The sequence below is a fragment of the Streptomyces olindensis genome, assembly GCF_040645895.1.
In the GTDB taxonomy this organism is placed as follows: domain Bacteria; phylum Actinomycetota; class Actinomycetes; order Streptomycetales; family Streptomycetaceae; genus Streptomyces; species Streptomyces olindensis.
In genome coordinates this window covers 82,910-101,353 of sequence record NZ_JBEYZD010000006.1, presented here as the reverse complement: position 1 = coordinate 101,353, position 18,444 = coordinate 82,910, and the positions used below count along the sequence as shown (strand labels likewise).

Genomic DNA, 18,444 nt, shown 5'->3' with positions numbered 1-18,444 from the left:
CGACCCGGCGACTTGTCACGCCGGGATACCCTGGAGGGCGATTCCCCAGTCTGTCTCCGACCCCGAGGACCGCGAGCGCCGTGTTCGATACTCTTTCCGATCGCCTCTCAGCGACCTTCAAGAACCTGCGCGGCAAGGGACGGCTCTCCGAGGCGGACATCGACGCCACGGCGCGCGAGATCCGCATCGCGCTCCTCGAGGCGGACGTGGCGCTTCCGGTCGTCCGGACGTTCATCAAGAACGTCAAGGAGCGTGCCCTCGGTGCCGAGGTCTCCCGGGCGCTGAACCCGGCCCAGCAGGTCCTCAAGATCGTCAACGAGGAACTGGTCACCATCCTCGGTGGCGAGACCCGGCGCCTGCGCTTCGCCAAGCAGCCGCCCACCGTGATCATGCTGGCCGGTCTGCAGGGTGCCGGTAAGACCACCCTCGCGGGCAAGCTCGGCCGCTGGCTGAAGGAGCAGGGCCACTCCCCGCTGCTGGTCGCCTGTGACCTCCAGCGCCCGAACGCCGTCAACCAGCTCAGCGTCGTCGCCGAGCGCGCCGGCGTCGGCGTCTACGCGCCGGAGCCGGGCAACGGCGTCGGTGACCCCGTCAAGGTCGCCAAGGACTCCATCGAGCACGCGAAGTCCAAGGTCCACGACATCGTCATCGTCGACACCGCCGGCCGCCTCGGCATCGACCAGGAGATGATGCAGCAGGCCGCGGACATCCGCGACGCGGTCTCCCCGGACGAGATCCTGTTCGTCGTCGACGCGATGATCGGCCAGGACGCCGTCAACACCGCCGAGGCCTTCCGCGACGGCGTCGGCTTCGACGGCGTGGTGCTCTCCAAGCTCGACGGTGACGCCCGTGGTGGTGCGGCCCTGTCGATCCGGCAGATCACCGGCAAGCCGATCATGTTCGCGTCGAACGGCGAGAAGCTCGAGGACTTCGACGCCTTCCACCCGGACCGGATGGCCTCCCGCATCCTCGACATGGGTGACCTGCTCACCCTGATCGAGCAGGCGGAGAAGACCTTCGACCAGGCCGAAGCCCAGAAGATGGCCGAGAAGCTGGCCTCCAAGAAGGGCCAGGACTTCACCCTCGACGACTTCCTGGCCCAGATGGAGCAGGTCAGGAAGATGGGCTCCATCTCCAAGCTGCTCGGCATGCTCCCGGGCATGGGCCAGATCAAGGACCAGATCAACAACCTCGACGAGCGGGACGTCGACCGCACGGCGGCCATCATCAAGTCGATGACCCCGGGCGAGCGCCAGGACCCGACGATCATCAACGGCTCCCGCCGCGCCCGTATCGCGCGGGGTTCGGGTGTCGAGGTCAGCGCGGTGAAGAACCTGGTCGAGCGGTTCTTCGAGGCGCGCAAGATGATGTCCCGCATGGCCCAGGGCGGCGGCATGCCCGGGATGCCCGGGATGCCGGGCATGGGCGGCGGCCCCGGCCGGGCGAAGAAGAAGCAGAAGCAGGCCAAGGGCAAGCAGCGCTCCGGCAACCCGATGAAGCGCAAGCAGCAGGAACAGGAGGCAGCCGCCCGCCGCGCGGCCGCCGCCGAGTCCGGAGGCGCCTTCGGCCTGCCGCAGCAGGGCGGCAAGGACTTCGAACTCCCCGACGAGTTCAAGAAGTTCATGGGCTGACGGCCCCCGCCGCACGTCGCCGGCCCGCTGACGCACGACACCGAGGGCGCCCCTTGTCCCAAGGGGTGCCCTCGCGGCCGTTCCGTCAGGCTCCGGGCGTCACGGCGTCCGGGCGATCAGATACCGGAAGACGTTCGGCATCCACACCGTCCCGTCCCGCCGCTGGTGCGGATGGAGCGCCTCGGTCAGCTCCTTGTCCACCTGCACCTGGTCCGTCGCCGTCATCGCCGCGTCGAACAGCCCCGTCGACTTCAGCCCGCGCACCGCGCTGTCCACGTCGGCGTACCCGAACGGGCATGCCACCCGCCCCGAGCCGTCCGGCTTGAGCCCGGCCCGCTGGGCGACCTCCTCCAGGTCGTCGCGCAGGGCGGGACGCCAGCTGCCCGAGGCGCGCAGCGGCTCCGCGAGCTTCGTGGCCACCCGCAGCACGGACGTCGTGGCGCAGCGCTCCGGCGGACCCCAGCCCGCCAGCACCACGGCCGCGCCCCGCTCGGCGAGCGGCGTCGCCTCCGCGAGCAGTCCGCCGAGCCCCTCCGAGTCGCCCGCGAGGCACCCGATCGGCTCGAAGGCGGTCAGGAGGCTGTAGGCGGGAGTGCCCGGCTCCCGGGTGTCCCGGGGCGATCCCTCGACCAGCCGGGTGCCCGCACGCCCGTGCGTGCCCCCCGCCTCGGGCAGCAGCCGCTCCCGTGCGAGGGCCATTCTTTCGGGGGAAGCGTCGACACCGGTGACCGCCGCTCCCCGGGCGGCGGCCATCAGCAGGGCGAGCCCGGAACCGCAGCCCAGGCCGAGCAGCCGCGTGGCGGGACCCACGTCCAGTCGCTCGTAGACGGCCTCGTAGAGCGGTACGAGCATCCGCTCCTGGATCTCGGACCAGTCACGCGCGCGTGCACGCAGGTCCACGCGGGGTGCGGCCCCCGCGTGAGGCAGGTGCTGCCGCACGAGCGTAGGTGTCATAAGTAAGCGCCCCAATCCGCCGAGAGTTGCCTCTTGCCCGATTCCATGGCCCCCGTGACAGTGCGCTCGCACTACCCCCGTATGCCAGGAAACTCCCCCCTCGACCTGTCGTCCAGTGGAATGCGCCCCGGCTTGTGAGTTGTCATGTGCCTATGGCGAGATTTCACATTCCGGCAACCTGGGCCCGTACCATCGCGCCATGGCCAAAGCACCTGTTCTCACTCCCCGGGCGGACGATTTCCCGCGCTGGTACCAGGACTTGATCACCAAGGCGGAACTCGCCGACAACGGTCCGGTGCGCGGCACCATGGTCATCCGACCGTACGGGTACGGGCTCTGGGAGCGGATGCAGGCCGAGATGGACGCCCGCATCAAGGAGACGGGCACCCAGAACGCGTACTTCCCGCTGCTGATCCCCCAGTCGTACCTGACCAGGGAGGCGGACCACGTCGAGGGCTTCGCGCCCGAGCTGGCCGTGGTCACGCACGGCGGCGGCAAGGAACTCGAAGAGGCCGCCGTGGTCCGGCCCACCTCCGAGATGATCATCAACGACTACTTCTCCAAGTGGGTGCAGAGCTACCGCGACCTGCCCCTGCTCATCAACCAGTGGGCGAACGTCGTCCGCTGGGAACTGCGGCCCCGTCTCTTCCTGCGCACGACCGAGTTCCTCTGGCAGGAGGGCCACACCGCGCACGCCACGTACGAGGAGGCGCGCGATTTCGCCGCGCACATTCACCGGCGGGTCTACGAGGACTTCATGGTGAACGTCCTCGCCATGGATGTCGTCCCCGGCCGCAAGACCGTCAAGGAGCGGTTCGCGGGCGCCGTCAACACCCTCACCCTCGAAGGCATGATGGGCGACGGCAAGGCCCTCCAGATGGCCACCAGCCACGAACTGGGCCAGAACTTCGCCAAGGCCTTCAACACGCAGTACCTGTCGAAGGACGGCCGGCAGGAGCTGGTCTGGCAGACCTCCTGGGGCTCCACCACCCGCATGATCGGCGCCCTGGTGATGATGCACGGCGACGACCATGGCCTGCGCGTCCCGCCCCGGCTGGCGCAGATCCAGGCCGTGGTGCTCGCGATCAAGGGCGACGAGGCGGTTCTGGCCAAGGTCCGCGAGCTCGGCGACCGGCTGAAGGCGGCCGGGGTGCGCGTCCACGTCGACGACCGCACCGACACCCCGTTCGGCCGCCGCGCCGTCGACTGGGAGCTGAAGGGCGTCCCCGTGCGCGTCGAGATCGGGCCCCGCGACCTGGAGAACGGCACGGCGATGCTCGCGCGCCGCATCCCCGGCGGCAAGGAGCCGGTGTCCCTGGACGACCTGGTGGAGCTGCTCCCGAAGGTCCTCGAAGAGGACCAGGCGCTGCTGCTGGAGCAGGCGCGCGAGCGACGCCGGTCCAGGACCGCGGAGGTCTCGACGATCGACCAGGCCGTCGAGGCCGCGACGGCCGGCGGCTGGGCGCGCATCCCCTGGGCGGTGCTCGGCGAGGAGGGAGAGGCCAGGCTGGCCGACCACGCGGTGACCGTACGGTGTCTGGTCGCCGAGGACGGGTCGGTGCCGGACGCCGACGACGCACCCGGTAACGTCGCCGTCGTCGCACGCGCTTACTGAGTCGCGGCACGCGCCCACCTGTGGGGCGCAAGGCGGCCGAAACGCCTCTTGCGCACCGGCGGGCCCCTGCTTCCCCGGCGCGCGGACATCGTCTACGCGCCGGGGCGTACGCGGGGCTACGCACCACCTTGTGGTGAGCTGTGAGGCTTCTCCCCAGATCAGCGCAGGCGCCCTCGTCAGGACGCATCAGAGGCAACTGACGGGTACGTGCAAATTATTTGGGATGGCCCGGAATCGGAACACTGGGGCACCCCGGCTCGTTGTCATTACGTGAGCACGACACAGACACCACCTGTTCTCGCCGCAGAGCTGGCACAGGCGTGGGCCGACATTCAGCGGTACCACCCCGAGCTGCCCGACCTTGCCGCGCCAGAGTCCCTGATCGGGGAGTCGTCGTCCGCGTGCGGTCACGAGCTCTCCTTCGAGCGACTGCTCCATGAGGCAGTCCATGGCATCGCCGCCGCGCGCGGCGTCCGCGACACCTCCCGTGCCGGCCGCTACCACAACCGCAGATTCCTCGCGATCGCCGAGGAGCTGGGCCTGGACCACCCCGAGGAACCGCACCCGAGCAGCGGCTTCTCCCTGGTCACGCTCACCCCCGAGGCGAAGCGCCGCTACCGCCCGACGATGGAGCGCCTCCAGCGCGCCCTGAAGGCCCACACCGCGGCCACCTCCTCCGACACCTCCCGCACCTTCCGGGGCCCCGCCGCCCGGCACGGCTCCTCCGGCGGCGGCGTCCGCGTCAAGGCGGTCTGCGACTGCGGCCGCAACGTCCGCGTGGTGCCGTCGGTCCTCGCCCAGGCCCCCATCGTCTGCGGCGGCTGCGGCAAGCCGTTCCGGATCCCGGAGGTCGTGGGCGCGGGAGCGGTGGCCGGCTGACGTCCCCCACCGGCATCTCGTGGCTGCCGGTCGAGACGGACGCCGGACGGTGCGGCACCCGACGTATCTCACCTCCACGCCGGGTGCCGCTCCGGCCTGCGCGCACGCGGCGCACCCCCGGCCGGAGCGACCCTCGGGGTGTGGCACAATGGCTAGCTGTACTCGACAGCCGCACAGGACCCCTCTCTCCTCCGGCTGACGCGTCCATCGGGCACTCGGGTACCGCAACCCCACGCGGCCTTCTCGCCGTGCCCAACCACGTCAAATCCAGGAGAACCCACTCCCGTGGCAGTCAAGATCAAGCTGAAGCGTCTGGGCAAGATCCGTTCGCCTCACTACCGCATCGTCGTCGCCGACTCCCGTACCCGTCGTGACGGCCGTGCGATCGAGGAGATCGGCAAGTACCACCCGACGTACAACCCGTCGGTGATCGAGGTCGACGCCGAGCGTGTGGCGTACTGGCTCGGTGTCGGCGCCCAGCCGACCGAGCCCGTGCTCGCCATCCTCAAGAAGACCGGCGACTGGCAGAAGTTCAAGGGCGAGCCCGCTCCGGCCCCGCTCCTGACGCAGCCCGAGAAGGCCGCGCGCCCGTCGTTCGAGGCTCTCGGCGGTGACGACGAGGGCAAGGGTGAGGCCATCACCCAGAAGAAGAAGGCTGAGAAGAAGGACGAGGCCGCCGCTGAGTCCGCGTCGACCGAGGCCTGAGCATGCTCGAGGAGGCTCTCGAGCACCTCGTGAAGGGCATCGTCGACAACCCTGACGATGTGCAGGTCGCCTCGCGCAACCTGCGTCGCGGGCGAGTGCTCGAGGTCCGGGTCCACCCGGACGACCTCGGCAAGGTGATCGGCCGCAACGGCCGCACCGCACGCGCCCTGCGCACCGTCGTGGGCGCCATCGGCGGTCGCGGAGTCCGCGTCGACCTCGTCGACGTCGACCACGTCCGCTGACGCTTATCGCGCAACCGGCTCGGGCCGGGGAGGGCCACTGGGCCGTCCCCGGCCCGCAGTCGTATGACAGGAGATTGGACACGTGCAGCTGGTAGTCGCACGGATCGGCCGTGCCCATGGCATCAAGGGCGAGGTCACCGTCGAGGTCCGTACGGACGAGCCGGAACTGAGGCTCGCCCCCGGTGCCGTACTCGCCACCGATCCCGCCGCCGCGGGACCGCTCACCATCGAGACGGGCCGCGTCCACAGCGGCCGTCTTCTGCTGCGCTTCGAGGGCGTCAGCGACCGCACCGGCGCCGAGGCCCTGCGCAACACCCTCCTGATCGCCGAGGTCGACCCGGAGGAACTGCCCGAGGGCGAGGACGAGTACTACGACCACCAGCTCATCGATCTCGACGTGGTCACCGCGGACGGCACCGAGGTCGGGCGGATCACCGAGATCTCGCACCTGCCCACCCAGGACCTGTTCATCGTGGAGCGCCCCGACGGCAGCGAGGTGCTGATCCCCTTCGTCGAGGAGATCGTCACCGAGATCGACCTGGAGGAGCAGAAGGCCGTCATCACCCCGCCTCCCGGCCTGATCGACGACCGCGCCGAGATCGCGTCCAGCCGGGAAGAGTCGTAATGCGCCTCGACGTCGTCACGATCTTCCCCGAGTACCTGGAACCGCTGAACGTCTCCCTCGTGGGCAAGGCACGCGCGCGTGGACAGCTGAACGTGCACGTGCACGACCTGCGGTCCTGGACGTACGACCGTCACCACACCGTCGACGACACCCCCTACGGCGGCGGCCCCGGCATGGTCATGAAGACCGAGCCCTGGGGAGAGGCGCTGGACTCCGTCCTGGCCGACGGCTACGAGACCGGCTCGGGCGAGCCCGCCCTCATCGTGCCCACCCCGAGCGGCCGCCCCTTCACCCAGGAACTCGCCGTCCACCTCTCCGAGCGCCCCTGGTTGATCTTCACGCCGGCCCGCTACGAGGGCATCGACCGGCGCGTCGTCGACGAGTACGCGACGCGCATGCCGGTCTACGAGGTCTCCATCGGCGACTACGTCCTGGCCGGGGGCGAGGCGGCCGTCCTCGTCGTCACGGAGGCCGTGGCGCGGCTGCTGCCCGGCGTCCTGGGCAATGCCGAGTCGCACCGAGACGACTCCTTCGCGCCCGGCGCCATGGCGAGCCTGCTGGAGGGTCCCGTCTACACCAAGCCGCCCGAGTGGCGCGGCCGGGACATCCCCGACGTGCTGCTCAGCGGCCACCACGGGAAGATCGCCCGCTGGCGCCGCGACGAGGCGCTGAAGCGCACGACCGCCCACCGGCCCGACCTGATCGAGCGGTGCGACCCCAAGGCCTTCGACAAGAAGGACCGCGAGATGCTCTCCATCCTGGGCTGGGCACCCGACCCGGCGGGGGAGCCGTACGGCCGATTTTGGCGCAGGACCGACGGCGTGGAAGAATAGCCAGCTGTTGTGCGTCCGTCCGGCGTGCGCCCCTGCCACAGGGGGAGACGACGCCCGCCCCGACCCGCACGACCCTGAATCCGAAACACCTAGTTTCCGTTGATGACCTGTGGCATCAGCGAGGAAAGCAGACGAAATGTCTCACCTGCTCGACACCGTCGACTCCGCTTCGCTGCGCAGCGACGTCCCCGCCTTCCGCCCGGGCGACACGGTCAACGTGCACGTCCGCGTCATCGAGGGCAACCGCTCCCGTGTGCAGCAGTTCAAGGGCGTCGTGATCCGCCGCCAGGGCTCCGGCGTGCGCGAGACCTTCACGGTCCGCAAGGTCTCCTTCTCCGTCGGCGTCGAGCGCACCTTCCCGGTGCACACCCCGATCGTCGAGAAGATCGAGCTCGTCACCAAGGGTGACGTCCGCCGCGCCAAGCTGTACTACCTGCGCGAGCTCCGCGGCAAGGCCGCGAAGATCAAGGAGAAGCGCGAGAACTGAGCGCCCTCCGGGGTTCACACCGGGGCCGGATAGCATCTGGCTCCGATGGACACCGAAGCACAGCCGACGGAGCGCGACCGCTCCTCCCGCCCTTCCGGCTCCGAGCAGACCTCGGACCCCGGAGAGCCGGAGGGCCGGTCGCGTTTCGCGTTGGTGTCGCGTGTCAGCGCATGGGTCCCCGGCGGCCGGATCACTCTCACCCTGCTGACCTGCCTGCTCTTCCTCCTGCTCCTCAGCACGTTCGTGATGCGCCCGTTCCAGATCCCCAGCGGATCCATGGAGCAGGCATTGAGGATCGGGGACCGGGTTCTCGTAAATAAGTTGGCGTACCGTTTCGGTGCCGAGCCGCAGCGGGGAGACATCGTCGTGTTCGACGGGACCGGCTACTTCGGGCACGCGGACTACGTCAAGCGCGTTGTAGGCGTGGGGGGAGACCACGTGGTGTGCTGCGACAAGGAGGGGAGGATCCGGGTGAACGGCCGGCCGGTCGACGAGTCGGGCTTCCTGTACCCCGGCGACAGCCCGTCCACGGTGCCCTTCGACGTCGTCGTGCCCGACGGCACCCTGTTCGTCCTCGGCGACCACCGCAGCCTCTCCAGCGACTCCCGGAACCACCTCGGCTCACCGGGCGGCGGCATGATCCCGGTCGGCGACGTCATCGGCCGCGCCGACTGGATCGTCTGGCCCTTCGGCCACGCCACCCGGCTGCAGCGCCCCGACGCCTACGCGCGCGTGCCGGCCGCCGCCTCTGCGCGGGTGCCCGCCGCCGAAAGGGCGGGCGCCCATGGGTAACCGCGGCAAACCGCGCGGCGTCCCCGCCGGCCCGGCGGACAACCTGCTGCCCACCGGCGCCCGGCGCGCCGCCAGCCCGTCCGGCGGCCGTACGCGCGCCGAGCGGCGCAAGCTCCAGAAGAAGGTCAAGCGGCGCCGCAGGCGCGGTGCCGTCAAGGAGATACCCCTCCTCGTCGGCGTCGCCGTCCTCATAGCCCTCGTCCTCAAGACCTTCCTCGTCCAGGCCTTCGTCATCCCGTCCGGCTCCATGGAGCAGACGATCCAGATCGGCGACCGCGTCCTGGTCGACAAACTCACCCCGTGGTTCGGCTCGAAGCCGCAGCGCGGGGACGTCGTCGTGTTCAAGGACCCCGGCGGCTGGCTCCAGGACGAGCAGCCCACCACGCAGAAGGACGACCCCGTCGTCATCAAGCAGATCAAGGAAGGGCTCACCTTCATCGGTCTGCTGCCGTCCGAGAACGAGAAGGACCTCATCAAGCGGGTCGTCGGCGTCGGCGGAGACCGCGTCAAGTGCTGCGACGCGCAAGGGCGCGTGACCGTCAACGGCATCCCGCTGAACGAGGACTACCTGTACCCCGGCATCGCCCCGTCCGACACGCCGTTCGACATCACGGTGCCCCAGGGGCGGCTGTGGGTCATGGGCGACCACCGGAACAACTCCGCGGACTCGCGCGCCCACCAGGACACCGACTACGGCGGCACGGTCTCCGAGGAGGAGGTCGTGGGCCGCGCCATGGTCATCGCCTGGCCCCTCGGCCACTGGAACATGCTCGAGGAACCGAACACGTACGCCTCGGTGTCCGACTCGGCCACCGGGTCGACCGCTGCCCCTCCGCCGTCGCATAGGGTTGCCTCCGAGGAATCGAACGGAACGATCCAGCTCCCGACCCCTGCGGAACTCCCGCTCGTTATGGGAGTGGTGGGCCTGCGTCGTGTATGGGGCAGGCGGCGGCACAGAGTGAGGAGTTGGCGTGGGGGATGTGGCGGTTGGCGCACGGTCCGGACACGACGGCGAGGAGCACCGCGGACGCCCCGCGGAATCCGCCGTCCCGGCCGCGGACAGCGCCGTGACCTCCGGGAATGACTCCGGGGCAGCCGAGGATGACAGGGTGACAGGCGAGCACACGACAGCCGAGGGCCAGGGGCCGGGCGGTACGGCCCGGACGCCGAAGAAACCGCGCTCCTTCTGGAAGGAGCTGCCCATCCTGATCGGTATCGCGCTGGTGCTGGCGCTGCTGATCAAGACCTTCCTGGTGCAGGCGTTCTCCATCCCCTCCGACTCGATGCAGAACACCCTCCAGCAGGGCGACCGCGTCCTGGTCGACAAGCTGACCCCCTGGTTCGGCTCCGAGCCCGAGCGCGGCGAGGTCGTCGTCTTCCACGACCCCGACAACTGGCTGGCGGGCGAGCCGACGACGGATCCGAACGCCCTGCAGACGTTCCTCAGCTGGATCGGCCTCATGCCGTCCGCGGAGGAGAAGGACCTCATCAAGCGTGTCATCGGCGTCGGCGGCGACACCATCGAGTGCAAGGGCACTGGCCCGCTCACGGTCAACGGCAAGGCGCTGGACGAGCGGTCGTACGTCTACGCCGGCAACACGCCGTGCAGCGTCGACGACCAGGGCGGCCAGTTCAAGGTGAAGGTCCCCGAGGGCTACATCTGGGTCATGGGCGACCACCGGCAGAACTCGCGGGACTCGCGTTACAACCAGTCCGACAAGCACCACGGCATGGTCCCGGTGAAGGACGTCGTCGGACGGGCCATCGTCATCGCCTGGCCGATCAACCGCTGGGACACCCTGCCGGTGCCGGACACCTTCGACCAGTCCGGCTTGAACGCTCAGCCGAACGCGGCGGGTCTGCCGGTGGCACCGCAGGGGATCGCACTCCTCGGCGTGGTGCCGGTGGTGCTCTGGCGTCGCCGGAAGCAGTGATCCCGACCATGGGCTGACCCCGGCCGGTACCCCCGGGTAGGGTGCGGACCCATGGGTGGCGAGAGCATGACGCACACGGCCCCGCGCGGCGGTGGCACAGGCACGGGCCCGGTGGGCAGCCGGACCGGACAGCGTTTGTCCGGGCTGGCCGTCGCACTGGGCCTCGTGCTGTTCCTCGGCGGTTTCGCCTGGGGAGCGGTGGTCTACCGGCCGTACACCGTGCCCACCAGCTCGATGACGCCGACGATCGACGCGGGCGACCGGATCCTGGCGCAGCGGGTCGACGGCGCCGACGTGCGCCGCGGTGACGTCGTCGTCTTCAAGGACGCGACGTGGGCCAACGCGCCCATGGTCAAGCGCGTGGTCGCCATCGGCGGTGACACGGTCTCCTGCTGCCAGGACGGCAAGCTCAAGGTCAACGGCAAGGAGATCGACGAAACGTACCTGCCCAAGGGCACACCGGCCGAGATGGGCAATTTCCCGACCGTGACCGTCCCCAAGGGCCGGCTGTTCCTGCTCGGTGACGAGCGCGGCAACTCCGTCGACTCCACCGCGCACCTGACCGATGCCGCCAGCGGCACCGTGGCCCGCTCCGCCGTGGACGCGCGCGTGGACGCCGTCGTGTGGCCCATGAAGGGCATGCTGGGGCGCCCCACCGGCTTCGAACCGCTCGGCGCCCTCTCCTCGCCCGGACCGCTGCGCACCATCACCGCCCTGGTGATCGCCGGCGCCGTGCTCGTCCTGGGCGGTGGCGCCTACGGCCCGATCGCCAAGCGCGCGGACGCGGCCCGGGCCCGGCGGGCGAGCGCGGAGCCCGCAGGTGCCCGCTGAGGCCGTGAGCGCGGGCCAGGACGGCCACGGGAGCGGACTGCGCAAGGTCGCCCGGGTCGTGCTGCTCGACCCGCAGGACCGCATCCTGCTGCTGCACGGGCACGAGCCGGACGATCCGGCCGACGACTGGTGGTTCACCCCCGGCGGCGGCCTGGAGGGCGACGAGACCCGTGAACAGGCCGCCCTGCGGGAACTCGCCGAGGAGACGGGCATCACCGAGGTCGAGCTCGGCCCGGTGCTGTGGCGGCGGATGTGCTCGTTCCCGTTCGCGGGCCGCCGCTGGGACCAGGACGAGTGGTACTTCCTGGCTCGTACGGACCGTACGGCGATCGCCGCCGCCGGGCTGACCGAGCTGGAACGGCGCAGTGTCGCCGGAGCGCGCTGGTGGACGTGTCCGGAACTGACCCGGGCACATGAGACGGTGTATCCGACCAGACTCGCCGGGCTGCTGCGCACGCTGCTCGACGAAGGTCCCCCGGCCAGGCCCGTGATCCTTGACCCGGAAATCGTCTAGGGGCTCACGGGACTGGCGCACAATGGTGGGATCGCACGGCTGAAGGGGAACATGCCATGAGCGCCGAGGACCTCGAGAAGTACGAGACCGAGATGGAGCTGAAGCTCTACCGGGAGTACCGCGATGTCGTCGGTCTGTTCAAATACGTGATCGAGACCGAGCGGCGCTTCTACCTGACCAACGACTACGAGATGCAGGTGCACTCGGTCCAGGGCGAGGTGTTCTTCGAGGTGTCCATGGCGGACGCCTGGGTGTGGGACATGTATCGGCCGGCGCGGTTCGTGAAGCAGGTCCGAGTGCTCACGTTCAAGGACGTGAACATCGAGGAGCTGAACAAGAGCGATCTGGAGCTGCCGAGCGGGTGAAGCGATCTGGAGCTGCCGAACGGGTGAGGTTCACCCCGGCGGGTGACCGGGTTGTCCACAACGGCTGAGCCGTCCACCAAGATCCACTTCTTGGTCGCGGCTGCGTGATCGTTGGCGCCGGAGGTGGTGCCGGCATGAACGCACGCAGTGCGATGGGCAGGTACGGAGAGAGTCTGGCGGCCAGGCGGCTGGCCGAGGCGGGCCTGACGGTCCTGGAGCGCAACTGGCGCTCGGGCCGCAACGGCGAGATCGACATCGTGGCCCGGGACGGGGACGTCCTGGTCGTCTGCGAGGTGAAGACCCGCAGGGAAGGCCCCTTCGAGCATCCGATGGCGGCCGTGACCCCGCAGAAGGCGGACCGGCTGCGGGACCTCGCCGAGCGATGGATCCAGACACACGGGGGCGCACCGCCCGGCGGGGTCCGCATCGACGTCGTCGGGGTGCTGCTGCCCGCCCGCGGTGCGGCCGTGGTCGAGCACGTGCGGGGGGCGGCCTGATGGCATTCGCCCGTACGTGTTCGGTGGCGCTGGTGGGCGTCGAGGGCGTGGTCGTCGAGGTCCAGGCCGACCTGGAACCGGGTGTGGCGGCGTTCACGCTGGTGGGGCTGCCCGACAAGAGCCTCACGGAGAGCCGGGACCGGGTGCGCGCCGCGGTCGTCAACTCGGGCGCGGCCTGGCCGCAGAAGAAACTCACGGTGGGCCTGAGCCCGGCCTCCGTCCCGAAGTCCGGCAGCGGCTTCGACCTGGCCGTCGCGGCGGCGGTCCTCGGCGCGGCGGAACGCATCGACCCGCGGGTCCTCGCCGACATCGTGATGATCGGGGAGCTGGGGCTGGACGGGCGGGTGCGGCCGGTACGGGGGGTGCTGCCGGCGGTGCTGGCGGCGGCGGACGCGGGATATGAGCAGGTGGTGGTGCCCGAGTGTGCCGCCGCCGAGGCGTCCCTCGTGCCCGGGGTGTCCGTCCTGGGCGTCCGCAGCCTGCGGCAGTTGATCGCCGTCCTGGCCGACGAACCCGTGCCCGACGAGGAACAGGACGAACTGGGACGGCCGGATCCGCTCCTCGCCGGCCTGCGCGTGCCGGGCACGGGCGCGGCCACCGGCATGCACAGCGTCGGCGCCGCCCAGCACGACCACGGCCACGACCTGGCGGACGTCGTCGGGCAGACGTCGGCGCGCACGGCGGTGGAGGTGGCCGCGGCGGGCGGGCACCACCTCTTCCTGGAGGGGCCGCCCGGAGCCGGCAAGACGATGCTCGCCGAGCGGCTGCCCACCATCCTGCCCCGGCTCGTCCGGCAGGAGTCGCTGGAGGTCACCGCGGTCCACTCGGTGGCGGGCCTGCTGCCTCCCGGCAAGCCGCTGATCGACGTCGCCCCGTACTGCGCCCCGCACCACTCGGCCACGATGCAGGCACTCGTCGGCGGCGGCCCGGGCATCGCGCGGCCCGGCGCCGTGTCGCTGTCCCATCGCGGGGTGCTGTTCCTGGACGAGACGCCGGAGTTCAACAGCCAGGCCCTGGACGCGCTGCGCCAGCCGCTGGAGGCGGGGCACGTCGTGATCGCGCGCAGCGCCGGGGTGGTGCGCTTCCCGGCGAAGTTCCTGATGGTGCTCGCGGCCAACCCCTGCCCGTGCGGCCGGTTCTCCCAGCGGGACGACCTGTGCGAGTGCCCGCCCTCGGCGATCCGCCGGTACCAGGCCCGGCTCTCCGGGCCGCTGCTCGACCGCGTCGACCTGCGCGTCGAGGTGGACCGCGTCACCCGCACCCAGCTGACCGCCTCCGGCGCCCGGGGCGAGTCCACCGCGACGGTCGCCGACCGGGTCCGGGCAGCCCGGGAACGGGCCGCGGAGCGCCTGGCGGGCACTCCCTGGCGGACGAACAGCGAGGTGCCCGGCCGCGAGCTGCGCAGCCGCTGGTACGCCGCCCCCGGCGCGATGGACGAGGCCGAGCGGAACCTGGAGCGGGGCGTCCTGACCGCCCGCGGACTCGATCGCGTCCTGCGCGTGGCCTGGACCGTGGCCGATCTCCTCGGTCACGACCGGCCCGACGCCACGGACGTCGCCCTCGCGCTCCAGCTGCGCACCGGAGTGCCGAGGGGCGTGCCCATGGCCATCGGGGCACTGACATGAGCATCCTCGACGACCCGGACGACGAACTGCTCGCCCGCGTCTTCCTCACCCGGGTCATCGAGCCCGGGGACGAAGCCGGTGGGCGGTGGGTGCGGGAGTTCGGGGTCGGGGGAGTGGTGCGGCGGCTGGTGGAGGGCGGGGTGCCCCTGCCCGGCGTGAGCGCGAAGCGGTGGGCCGGGCTGCTGGCCAGGGCCGCGATCGCCCGGCCGCGGCGGGATCTGGAGGTCGCCCGGGACGCCGGGGTGCGGTTCGTGTGCCCCGGGGACCCCGAGTGGCCGGGGCAGCTCGACGATCTCGGGGACGCCCGGCCCCTGGGCCTCTGGGTGCGAGGGCGGCCCAGCCTGCGCATGTGGGCCCTGAGGTCCGTCGCCGTCGTCGGCGCCCGGGCCTGCACCGAGTACGGGGCACACATGGCGGCCACCCTCGCCGCCGGCCTCGCCGAGCAGGGCTGGGTCGTGGTGTCCGGCGGCGCCTACGGCGTCGACGGCGCCGCCCACCGCGGAGCCCTCGGCGCGGGCGGCGCCACCGTCGCCGTCCTCGCCTGCGGCGTCGACCGGCCCTACCCGCGCGGACACACCCAGCTGATCGGCAGGATCGCCGAACAGGGTCTGGTCATCGGCGAGTTGCCGCCCGGGGATCACCCGACACCGAGCCGGTTCATCCTGCGGAACCGGGTGATCGCGGCCCTCACCCGCGGGACCGTGGTCGTCGAGGCCGCCCACCGCAGCGGCTCCCTGGTCACGGCCCGGGCGGCCCAGCGCCTGGGCCGGTACACCATGGGCGTGCCCGGCCCCGCCACCAGCGCGCTCTCCGCCGGGGTGCATGAACTGCTGCGCGCGGAAGCGGCCCTGGTCACCGACGCCGCCGACGTCGTCGAGCTGGTCGGCGACATCGGGCAGCTGGCCCCCGACCGGCGCGGCCCCGTCCTGCCCCGGGACCTGCTGGAGCCGGCCGCCCGGCAGGTGCTCGCCGCGCTGCCGGGACGCCGGGCCGCCCGGCCGGACGAGATCGCGCGCCGCGCGCAGACCGCACCGGACGACGCGATCGCGAGACTGTACGAACTCCGAGCACTCGGTTACGTCGAACGACACGGCGACGGCTGGAAGTTGACACGCCAGGCGGTGATGTCGGTCCGCGGGGGTCCCGAGCCGTGAGGACCACCCGTGTTCGGCCGTCCGGGGGAACCCCGACACCCCTTGGAAATGCGCCCAGTTGGGGGTCTCCGGGGAGCACGCCGGGCGAGCGTGCCGCTTCGGCGGGACGCCTTCCGGAACGTATCTGCGCCCCCTTCGACCACCGCCCTTCGCGCACCGCGACACCGCAGTCACGCTACGCTCACGAGGATCCCGACACGGACAGGCAACTCGACATCAGACAGACAGCTCACCCCAGCAGCACCACTTCGCAGCAGAACGGCACAAGGCGACGAATGCCCCAGCACACCTCCGGGTCCGACCGGGCGGCGATCCCCCCAGCCGCCCGTGACGGTGGCAGCGTGCGGCCGCCCGCTCCCTCGACGCTCGACGAGCTGTGGCGGTCGTACAAGGCGACGGGGGACGAGCGGCTGCGGGAGCAGCTGATCCTGCACTACTCGCCGCTGGTGAAGTACGTCGCGGGACGGGTCAGCGTGGGCCTGCCGTCCAACGTCGAGCAGGCGGACTTCGTCTCGTCCGGGGTGTTCGGGCTGATCGACGCGATCGAGAAGTTCGACATCGACCGGGAGATCAAGTTCGAGACGTACGCGATCACCCGGATCCGCGGCGCCATGATCGACGAGCTGCGGGCGCTGGACTGGATCCCGCGCTCGGTGCGGCAGAAGGCGCGCAACGTGGAGCGGGCGTACGCCACGCTGGAGGCGCGGCTGCGGCGCACGCCGACGGAGGGCGAGGTGGCCTCCGAGATGGGCATCGCGGTCGAGGAACTCCACGCGGTGTTCAGCCAGTTGTCGCTGGCCAACGTGGTGGCCCTGGAGGAGCTGCTGCACGTGGGCGGTGAGGGCGGCGACGGGCTGAGCGTCATGGACACGCTGGAGGACACCGCCGCCGACAACCCGGTGGAGGTCGCCGAGGACCGCGAGCTGCGGAGGTTCCTCGCCCGGGCCATCAACACGCTGCCCGAGCGGGAGAAGACCGTGGTCACGCTGTACTACTACGAGGGCCTCACGCTGGCCGAGATCGGCAACGTGCTGGGCGTGACCGAGAGCCGGGTCAGCCAGATCCACACCAAGTCCGTGCTCCAGCTCAGGGCGAAACTGGCGAGCTTCGGCCGCTGACCTGGCCGGATGGCGTCGGCCCGGCGGGAGCCACTCCCGTCCGGCCCGGCGCGTCCGTAGAGTGTTGACGTGCCAAGGATTCGAGCGGCCTCCGTGGCCGAGCACCGGTCGATGCAGCGAGCCGCCCTGCTGGACGCGGCTCGTTCCTTGTTGTCCGAGGGCGGTACGGAGGCGCTGACCTTCCCGGCCCTCGCCGAGCGGACGGGCCTGGCGCGCTCGTCCGTCTACGAGTACTTCCGGTCACGGGCGGCCGTGGTCGAGGAGCTGTGCGAGGTCGACTTCCCCGTCTGGGCGGCGGAGGTGTCGGCGGCGATGGAGCGGGCGCGGACGCCCGAGGCCAAGGTCGAGGCGTATGTGCGGCAGCAGCTGGAGCTGGTCGGTGACCGGCGGCACCGGGCCGTGGTGGCGATCTCCGCGAGCGAGCTGGACGCGGGTGCCCGGGAGAAGATCCGGGCGGCGCACGGCGGGCTCGTCGCGATGATCGTCGAGGCGCTCGCCGAGATGGGGCATGAGCAGCCCCGGCTCGCGGCGATGTTGGTGCAGGGGGTCGTGGACGCGGCCGTACGGCGGATCGAGCTGGGGGCCGCGGAGGAGCCCGGGACTGTGACCGAGGCGGCTGTCTCCATGGCTCTGCGGGGTGTGCGGGGCTGAGCCTCGGCGGTTGGGGCTGAGCTTCGGCGGGCTCGAGCTGAGCTTCGTCGGGCTGAGCTTCGGTGGGCTCGGGCTGAGCTTCGGCGGGCTGGGGTCGGGAACGGGCGGGGCCGGCGGGCGCGCGGCGCGGCGCCGCGGGGTGCGGCCCCGCGGGCCGGGGCCGGGCGGGTGCGTGGCGTGGCATGGCGCCGCAGGGTGCGGCCCACCCGTGGCGTCCGAGCGGAACGACCGCCGGTGGCTCTAGGTGAGGACCGGCAGCAGCCTCGACGGGCCCCCGTTCAGGAGCCACGGGGGCAGCAGCGACAGTGGGTTCAGGTACGTCCCGCCCCGGCGCAGACCCCAGTGCACGCACGGAGCCGTGCAGTGCGAGCCGGTCGCCGCCACCGTGCCGATCACCTCGCCCGGCTCCACCTCCTCGCCCTCCTCGACGGACGCCGTCACGGGCTCGTAGGTCGTGCGGAGCGCGGGATCACCGGTCCCCGTGAGGTCCACGGACACGACCCCCTTTCCGGCCACCCGGCCCGCGAAGGACACCCGGCCCGCCGCCACCGCCCGCACCGGCGCTCCGGGCTCCGCCGCCAGGTCGACGCCCCGGTGGCCCGGGCCGTACACCGTCGCCGGGGGCTCCCAGCCGCGCAGGACCGGAGGGCGCAAGCCCACCGGCCAGGTGCGGCCGAGGGCCGGCACCGGCGCGTCCGTGCCGGTCAGGGACAGGCTCGCGGGCGGGGACAGCAGGGCCGTCACCGTGAACACCAGCAGCAGGACCAGCCGCGTACACGCACGCACACATCGCTTCGCTCGCATGCGGAAAGCGTCCCGGAGCACCCCCGGTCACCGCCCGGGTCTGTGGACCACCACCCGGTTGTGGACAACGGCGTCACCCGGTGCCCCGCGGGTCCCGTACACTTCTGGTGGCGACCCGGGCCACCGGGTCGACTTCGCACGCCCCGATATGCAGCCCGGCAACGGGCCGTATCAGCGCCCCTCGGTCC

The 18,444-nt window shown here is 71.4% G+C and carries 21 protein-coding genes; 19 read left to right on the top strand and 2 right to left on the bottom strand.

The genetic code is table 11. From position 1 onward, the window contains the following. Nucleotides 1-80 precede the first annotated feature (80 nt). Nucleotides 81-1,631, top strand: a complete 1,551-nt coding sequence (ffh, locus tag ABZ948_RS05380; RefSeq protein ID WP_359757465.1) for a signal recognition particle protein — start codon at nucleotides 81-83, stop codon at nucleotides 1,629-1,631. Nucleotides 1,632-1,730: 99 nt separating this feature from the next. Here ffh and ABZ948_RS05375 read toward each other — a convergent pair whose 3' ends face one another. Next, entirely contained in the window at nucleotides 1,731-2,585 is an 855-nt protein-coding gene (locus ABZ948_RS05375; protein WP_359757463.1) for a methyltransferase domain-containing protein, read from the bottom strand. Between the two features lie 199 nt (nucleotides 2,586-2,784). On the opposite strand from ABZ948_RS05375, the gene proS reads away from it, so the two are divergent. From proS to ABZ948_RS05285, 18 genes are all read left to right on the top strand, one after another. Then, nucleotides 2,785-4,200 (top strand): proline--tRNA ligase, encoded by a 1,416-nt coding sequence (gene proS / locus ABZ948_RS05370; RefSeq protein WP_359757462.1) that lies wholly within the window; start codon nucleotides 2,785-2,787, stop codon nucleotides 4,198-4,200. A gap of 270 nt (nucleotides 4,201-4,470) precedes the next feature. Further along, entirely contained in the window at nucleotides 4,471-5,079 is a 609-nt protein-coding gene (locus tag ABZ948_RS05365) for a hypothetical protein (protein WP_114255550.1), read from the top strand. Between the two features lie 285 nt (nucleotides 5,080-5,364). After that, on the top strand, nucleotides 5,365-5,784 hold the full coding sequence (rpsP, locus tag ABZ948_RS05360) for a 30S ribosomal protein S16 (protein ID WP_031120925.1): 420 nt from the start codon (nucleotides 5,365-5,367) through the stop codon (nucleotides 5,782-5,784). A 2-nt stretch (nucleotides 5,785-5,786) separates the two neighbouring features. Continuing rightward, the gene (locus ABZ948_RS05355; protein WP_003973401.1) at nucleotides 5,787-6,026 is read left to right on the top strand and encodes an RNA-binding protein; all 240 of its coding nucleotides are present in this window, start codon (nucleotides 5,787-5,789) and stop codon (nucleotides 6,024-6,026) included. A gap of 82 nt (nucleotides 6,027-6,108) precedes the next feature. Continuing rightward, entirely contained in the window at nucleotides 6,109-6,651 is a 543-nt protein-coding gene (gene rimM / locus ABZ948_RS05350) for a ribosome maturation factor RimM (protein ID WP_359757461.1), read from the top strand. Beyond that, nucleotides 6,651-7,484, top strand: coding sequence for a tRNA (guanosine(37)-N1)-methyltransferase TrmD (trmD, locus tag ABZ948_RS05345; protein WP_359757459.1), 834 nt, complete (start codon nucleotides 6,651-6,653; stop codon nucleotides 7,482-7,484). Before rimM ends, trmD begins: the two co-directional genes overlap by 1 nt. A 136-nt stretch (nucleotides 7,485-7,620) precedes the next feature. Beyond that, entirely contained in the window at nucleotides 7,621-7,971 is a 351-nt protein-coding gene (gene rplS, locus ABZ948_RS05340; RefSeq protein WP_030852073.1) for a 50S ribosomal protein L19, read from the top strand. A 45-nt stretch (nucleotides 7,972-8,016) separates the two neighbouring features. Beyond that, nucleotides 8,017-8,763, top strand: a complete 747-nt coding sequence (gene lepB, locus ABZ948_RS05335) for a signal peptidase I (protein ID WP_359757457.1) — start codon at nucleotides 8,017-8,019, stop codon at nucleotides 8,761-8,763. After that, nucleotides 8,756-9,847, top strand: a complete 1,092-nt coding sequence (gene lepB / locus ABZ948_RS05330) for a signal peptidase I (protein ID WP_359757455.1) — start codon at nucleotides 8,756-8,758, stop codon at nucleotides 9,845-9,847. The genes lepB (ABZ948_RS05335) and lepB (ABZ948_RS05330) overlap by 8 nt, the downstream gene beginning before the upstream one ends. Continuing rightward, entirely contained in the window at nucleotides 9,735-10,697 is a 963-nt protein-coding gene (gene lepB, locus ABZ948_RS05325) for a signal peptidase I (protein WP_359757453.1), read from the top strand. Before lepB (ABZ948_RS05330) ends, lepB (ABZ948_RS05325) begins: the two co-directional genes overlap by 113 nt. A 51-nt stretch (nucleotides 10,698-10,748) precedes the next feature. Continuing rightward, complete coding sequence (lepB, locus tag ABZ948_RS05320; RefSeq protein ID WP_359757451.1) at nucleotides 10,749-11,528, top strand: signal peptidase I; 780 nt, start codon at nucleotides 10,749-10,751, stop codon at nucleotides 11,526-11,528. Next, nucleotides 11,518-12,042 carry an NUDIX hydrolase gene (locus ABZ948_RS05315; protein WP_359757449.1) on the top strand — a complete coding sequence of 175 codons (525 nt, stop codon included), beginning with the start codon at nucleotides 11,518-11,520 and terminating at the stop codon, nucleotides 12,040-12,042. The genes lepB (ABZ948_RS05320) and ABZ948_RS05315 overlap by 11 nt, the downstream gene beginning before the upstream one ends. 56 nt (nucleotides 12,043-12,098) lie before the next feature. After that, nucleotides 12,099-12,407 (top strand): DUF2469 domain-containing protein, encoded by a 309-nt coding sequence (locus ABZ948_RS05310; protein ID WP_003993268.1) that lies wholly within the window; start codon nucleotides 12,099-12,101, stop codon nucleotides 12,405-12,407. Between the two features lie 104 nt (nucleotides 12,408-12,511). Next, nucleotides 12,512-12,904 carry a YraN family protein gene (locus tag ABZ948_RS05305; protein WP_359757447.1) on the top strand — a complete coding sequence of 131 codons (393 nt, stop codon included), beginning with the start codon at nucleotides 12,512-12,514 and terminating at the stop codon, nucleotides 12,902-12,904. Beyond that, nucleotides 12,904-14,529 (top strand): YifB family Mg chelatase-like AAA ATPase, encoded by a 1,626-nt coding sequence (locus tag ABZ948_RS05300; protein ID WP_359757445.1) that lies wholly within the window; start codon nucleotides 12,904-12,906, stop codon nucleotides 14,527-14,529. Before ABZ948_RS05305 ends, ABZ948_RS05300 begins: the two co-directional genes overlap by 1 nt. After that, entirely contained in the window at nucleotides 14,526-15,683 is a 1,158-nt protein-coding gene (gene dprA / locus ABZ948_RS05295) for a DNA-processing protein DprA (protein WP_359757443.1), read from the top strand. Before ABZ948_RS05300 ends, dprA begins: the two co-directional genes overlap by 4 nt. Before the next feature lie 275 nt (nucleotides 15,684-15,958). Next, nucleotides 15,959-16,801, top strand: coding sequence for an RNA polymerase sigma factor WhiG (gene whiG, locus ABZ948_RS05290; protein WP_114255562.1), 843 nt, complete (start codon nucleotides 15,959-15,961; stop codon nucleotides 16,799-16,801). Between the two features lie 93 nt (nucleotides 16,802-16,894). Further along, a complete protein-coding gene (locus tag ABZ948_RS05285) occupies nucleotides 16,895-17,452 on the top strand; it encodes a TetR/AcrR family transcriptional regulator (RefSeq protein ID WP_359757560.1) in 558 nt (185 codons plus the stop codon). Between the two features lie 240 nt (nucleotides 17,453-17,692). On the opposite strand, the gene ABZ948_RS05280 is transcribed toward ABZ948_RS05285, so the two are convergent. Then, nucleotides 17,693-18,256 carry a peptidoglycan DD-metalloendopeptidase family protein gene (locus ABZ948_RS05280; protein WP_359757440.1) on the bottom strand — a complete coding sequence of 188 codons (564 nt, stop codon included), beginning with the start codon at nucleotides 18,254-18,256 and terminating at the stop codon, nucleotides 17,693-17,695. Between the last annotated feature and the right edge of the window lie 188 nt (nucleotides 18,257-18,444).

Coding starts and splice junctions, on each gene's coding strand:
- lepB (WP_359757451.1), top strand. CDS start 10,749: ATGGGTGGCGAGAGCATGACGCACACGGCCCCGCGCGGCGGTGGCACA.
- proS (WP_359757462.1), top strand. CDS start 2,785: ATGGCCAAAGCACCTGTTCTCACTCCCCGGGCGGACGATTTCCCGCGC.
- trmD (WP_359757459.1), top strand. CDS start 6,651: ATGCGCCTCGACGTCGTCACGATCTTCCCCGAGTACCTGGAACCGCTG.
- ABZ948_RS05310 (WP_003993268.1), top strand. CDS start 12,099: ATGAGCGCCGAGGACCTCGAGAAGTACGAGACCGAGATGGAGCTGAAG.
- ABZ948_RS05300 (WP_359757445.1), top strand. CDS start 12,904: ATGGCATTCGCCCGTACGTGTTCGGTGGCGCTGGTGGGCGTCGAGGGC.
- whiG (WP_114255562.1), top strand. CDS start 15,959: ATGCCCCAGCACACCTCCGGGTCCGACCGGGCGGCGATCCCCCCAGCC.
- lepB (WP_359757455.1), top strand. CDS start 8,756: ATGGGTAACCGCGGCAAACCGCGCGGCGTCCCCGCCGGCCCGGCGGAC.
- rplS (WP_030852073.1), top strand. CDS start 7,621: ATGTCTCACCTGCTCGACACCGTCGACTCCGCTTCGCTGCGCAGCGAC.
- ABZ948_RS05355 (WP_003973401.1), top strand. CDS start 5,787: ATGCTCGAGGAGGCTCTCGAGCACCTCGTGAAGGGCATCGTCGACAAC.
- ABZ948_RS05280 (WP_359757440.1), bottom strand. CDS start 18,256: ATGCGAGCGAAGCGATGTGTGCGTGCGTGTACGCGGCTGGTCCTGCTG.
- ABZ948_RS05375 (WP_359757463.1), bottom strand. CDS start 2,585: ATGACACCTACGCTCGTGCGGCAGCACCTGCCTCACGCGGGGGCCGCA.
- dprA (WP_359757443.1), top strand. CDS start 14,526: ATGAGCATCCTCGACGACCCGGACGACGAACTGCTCGCCCGCGTCTTC.
- lepB (WP_359757457.1), top strand. CDS start 8,017: ATGGACACCGAAGCACAGCCGACGGAGCGCGACCGCTCCTCCCGCCCT.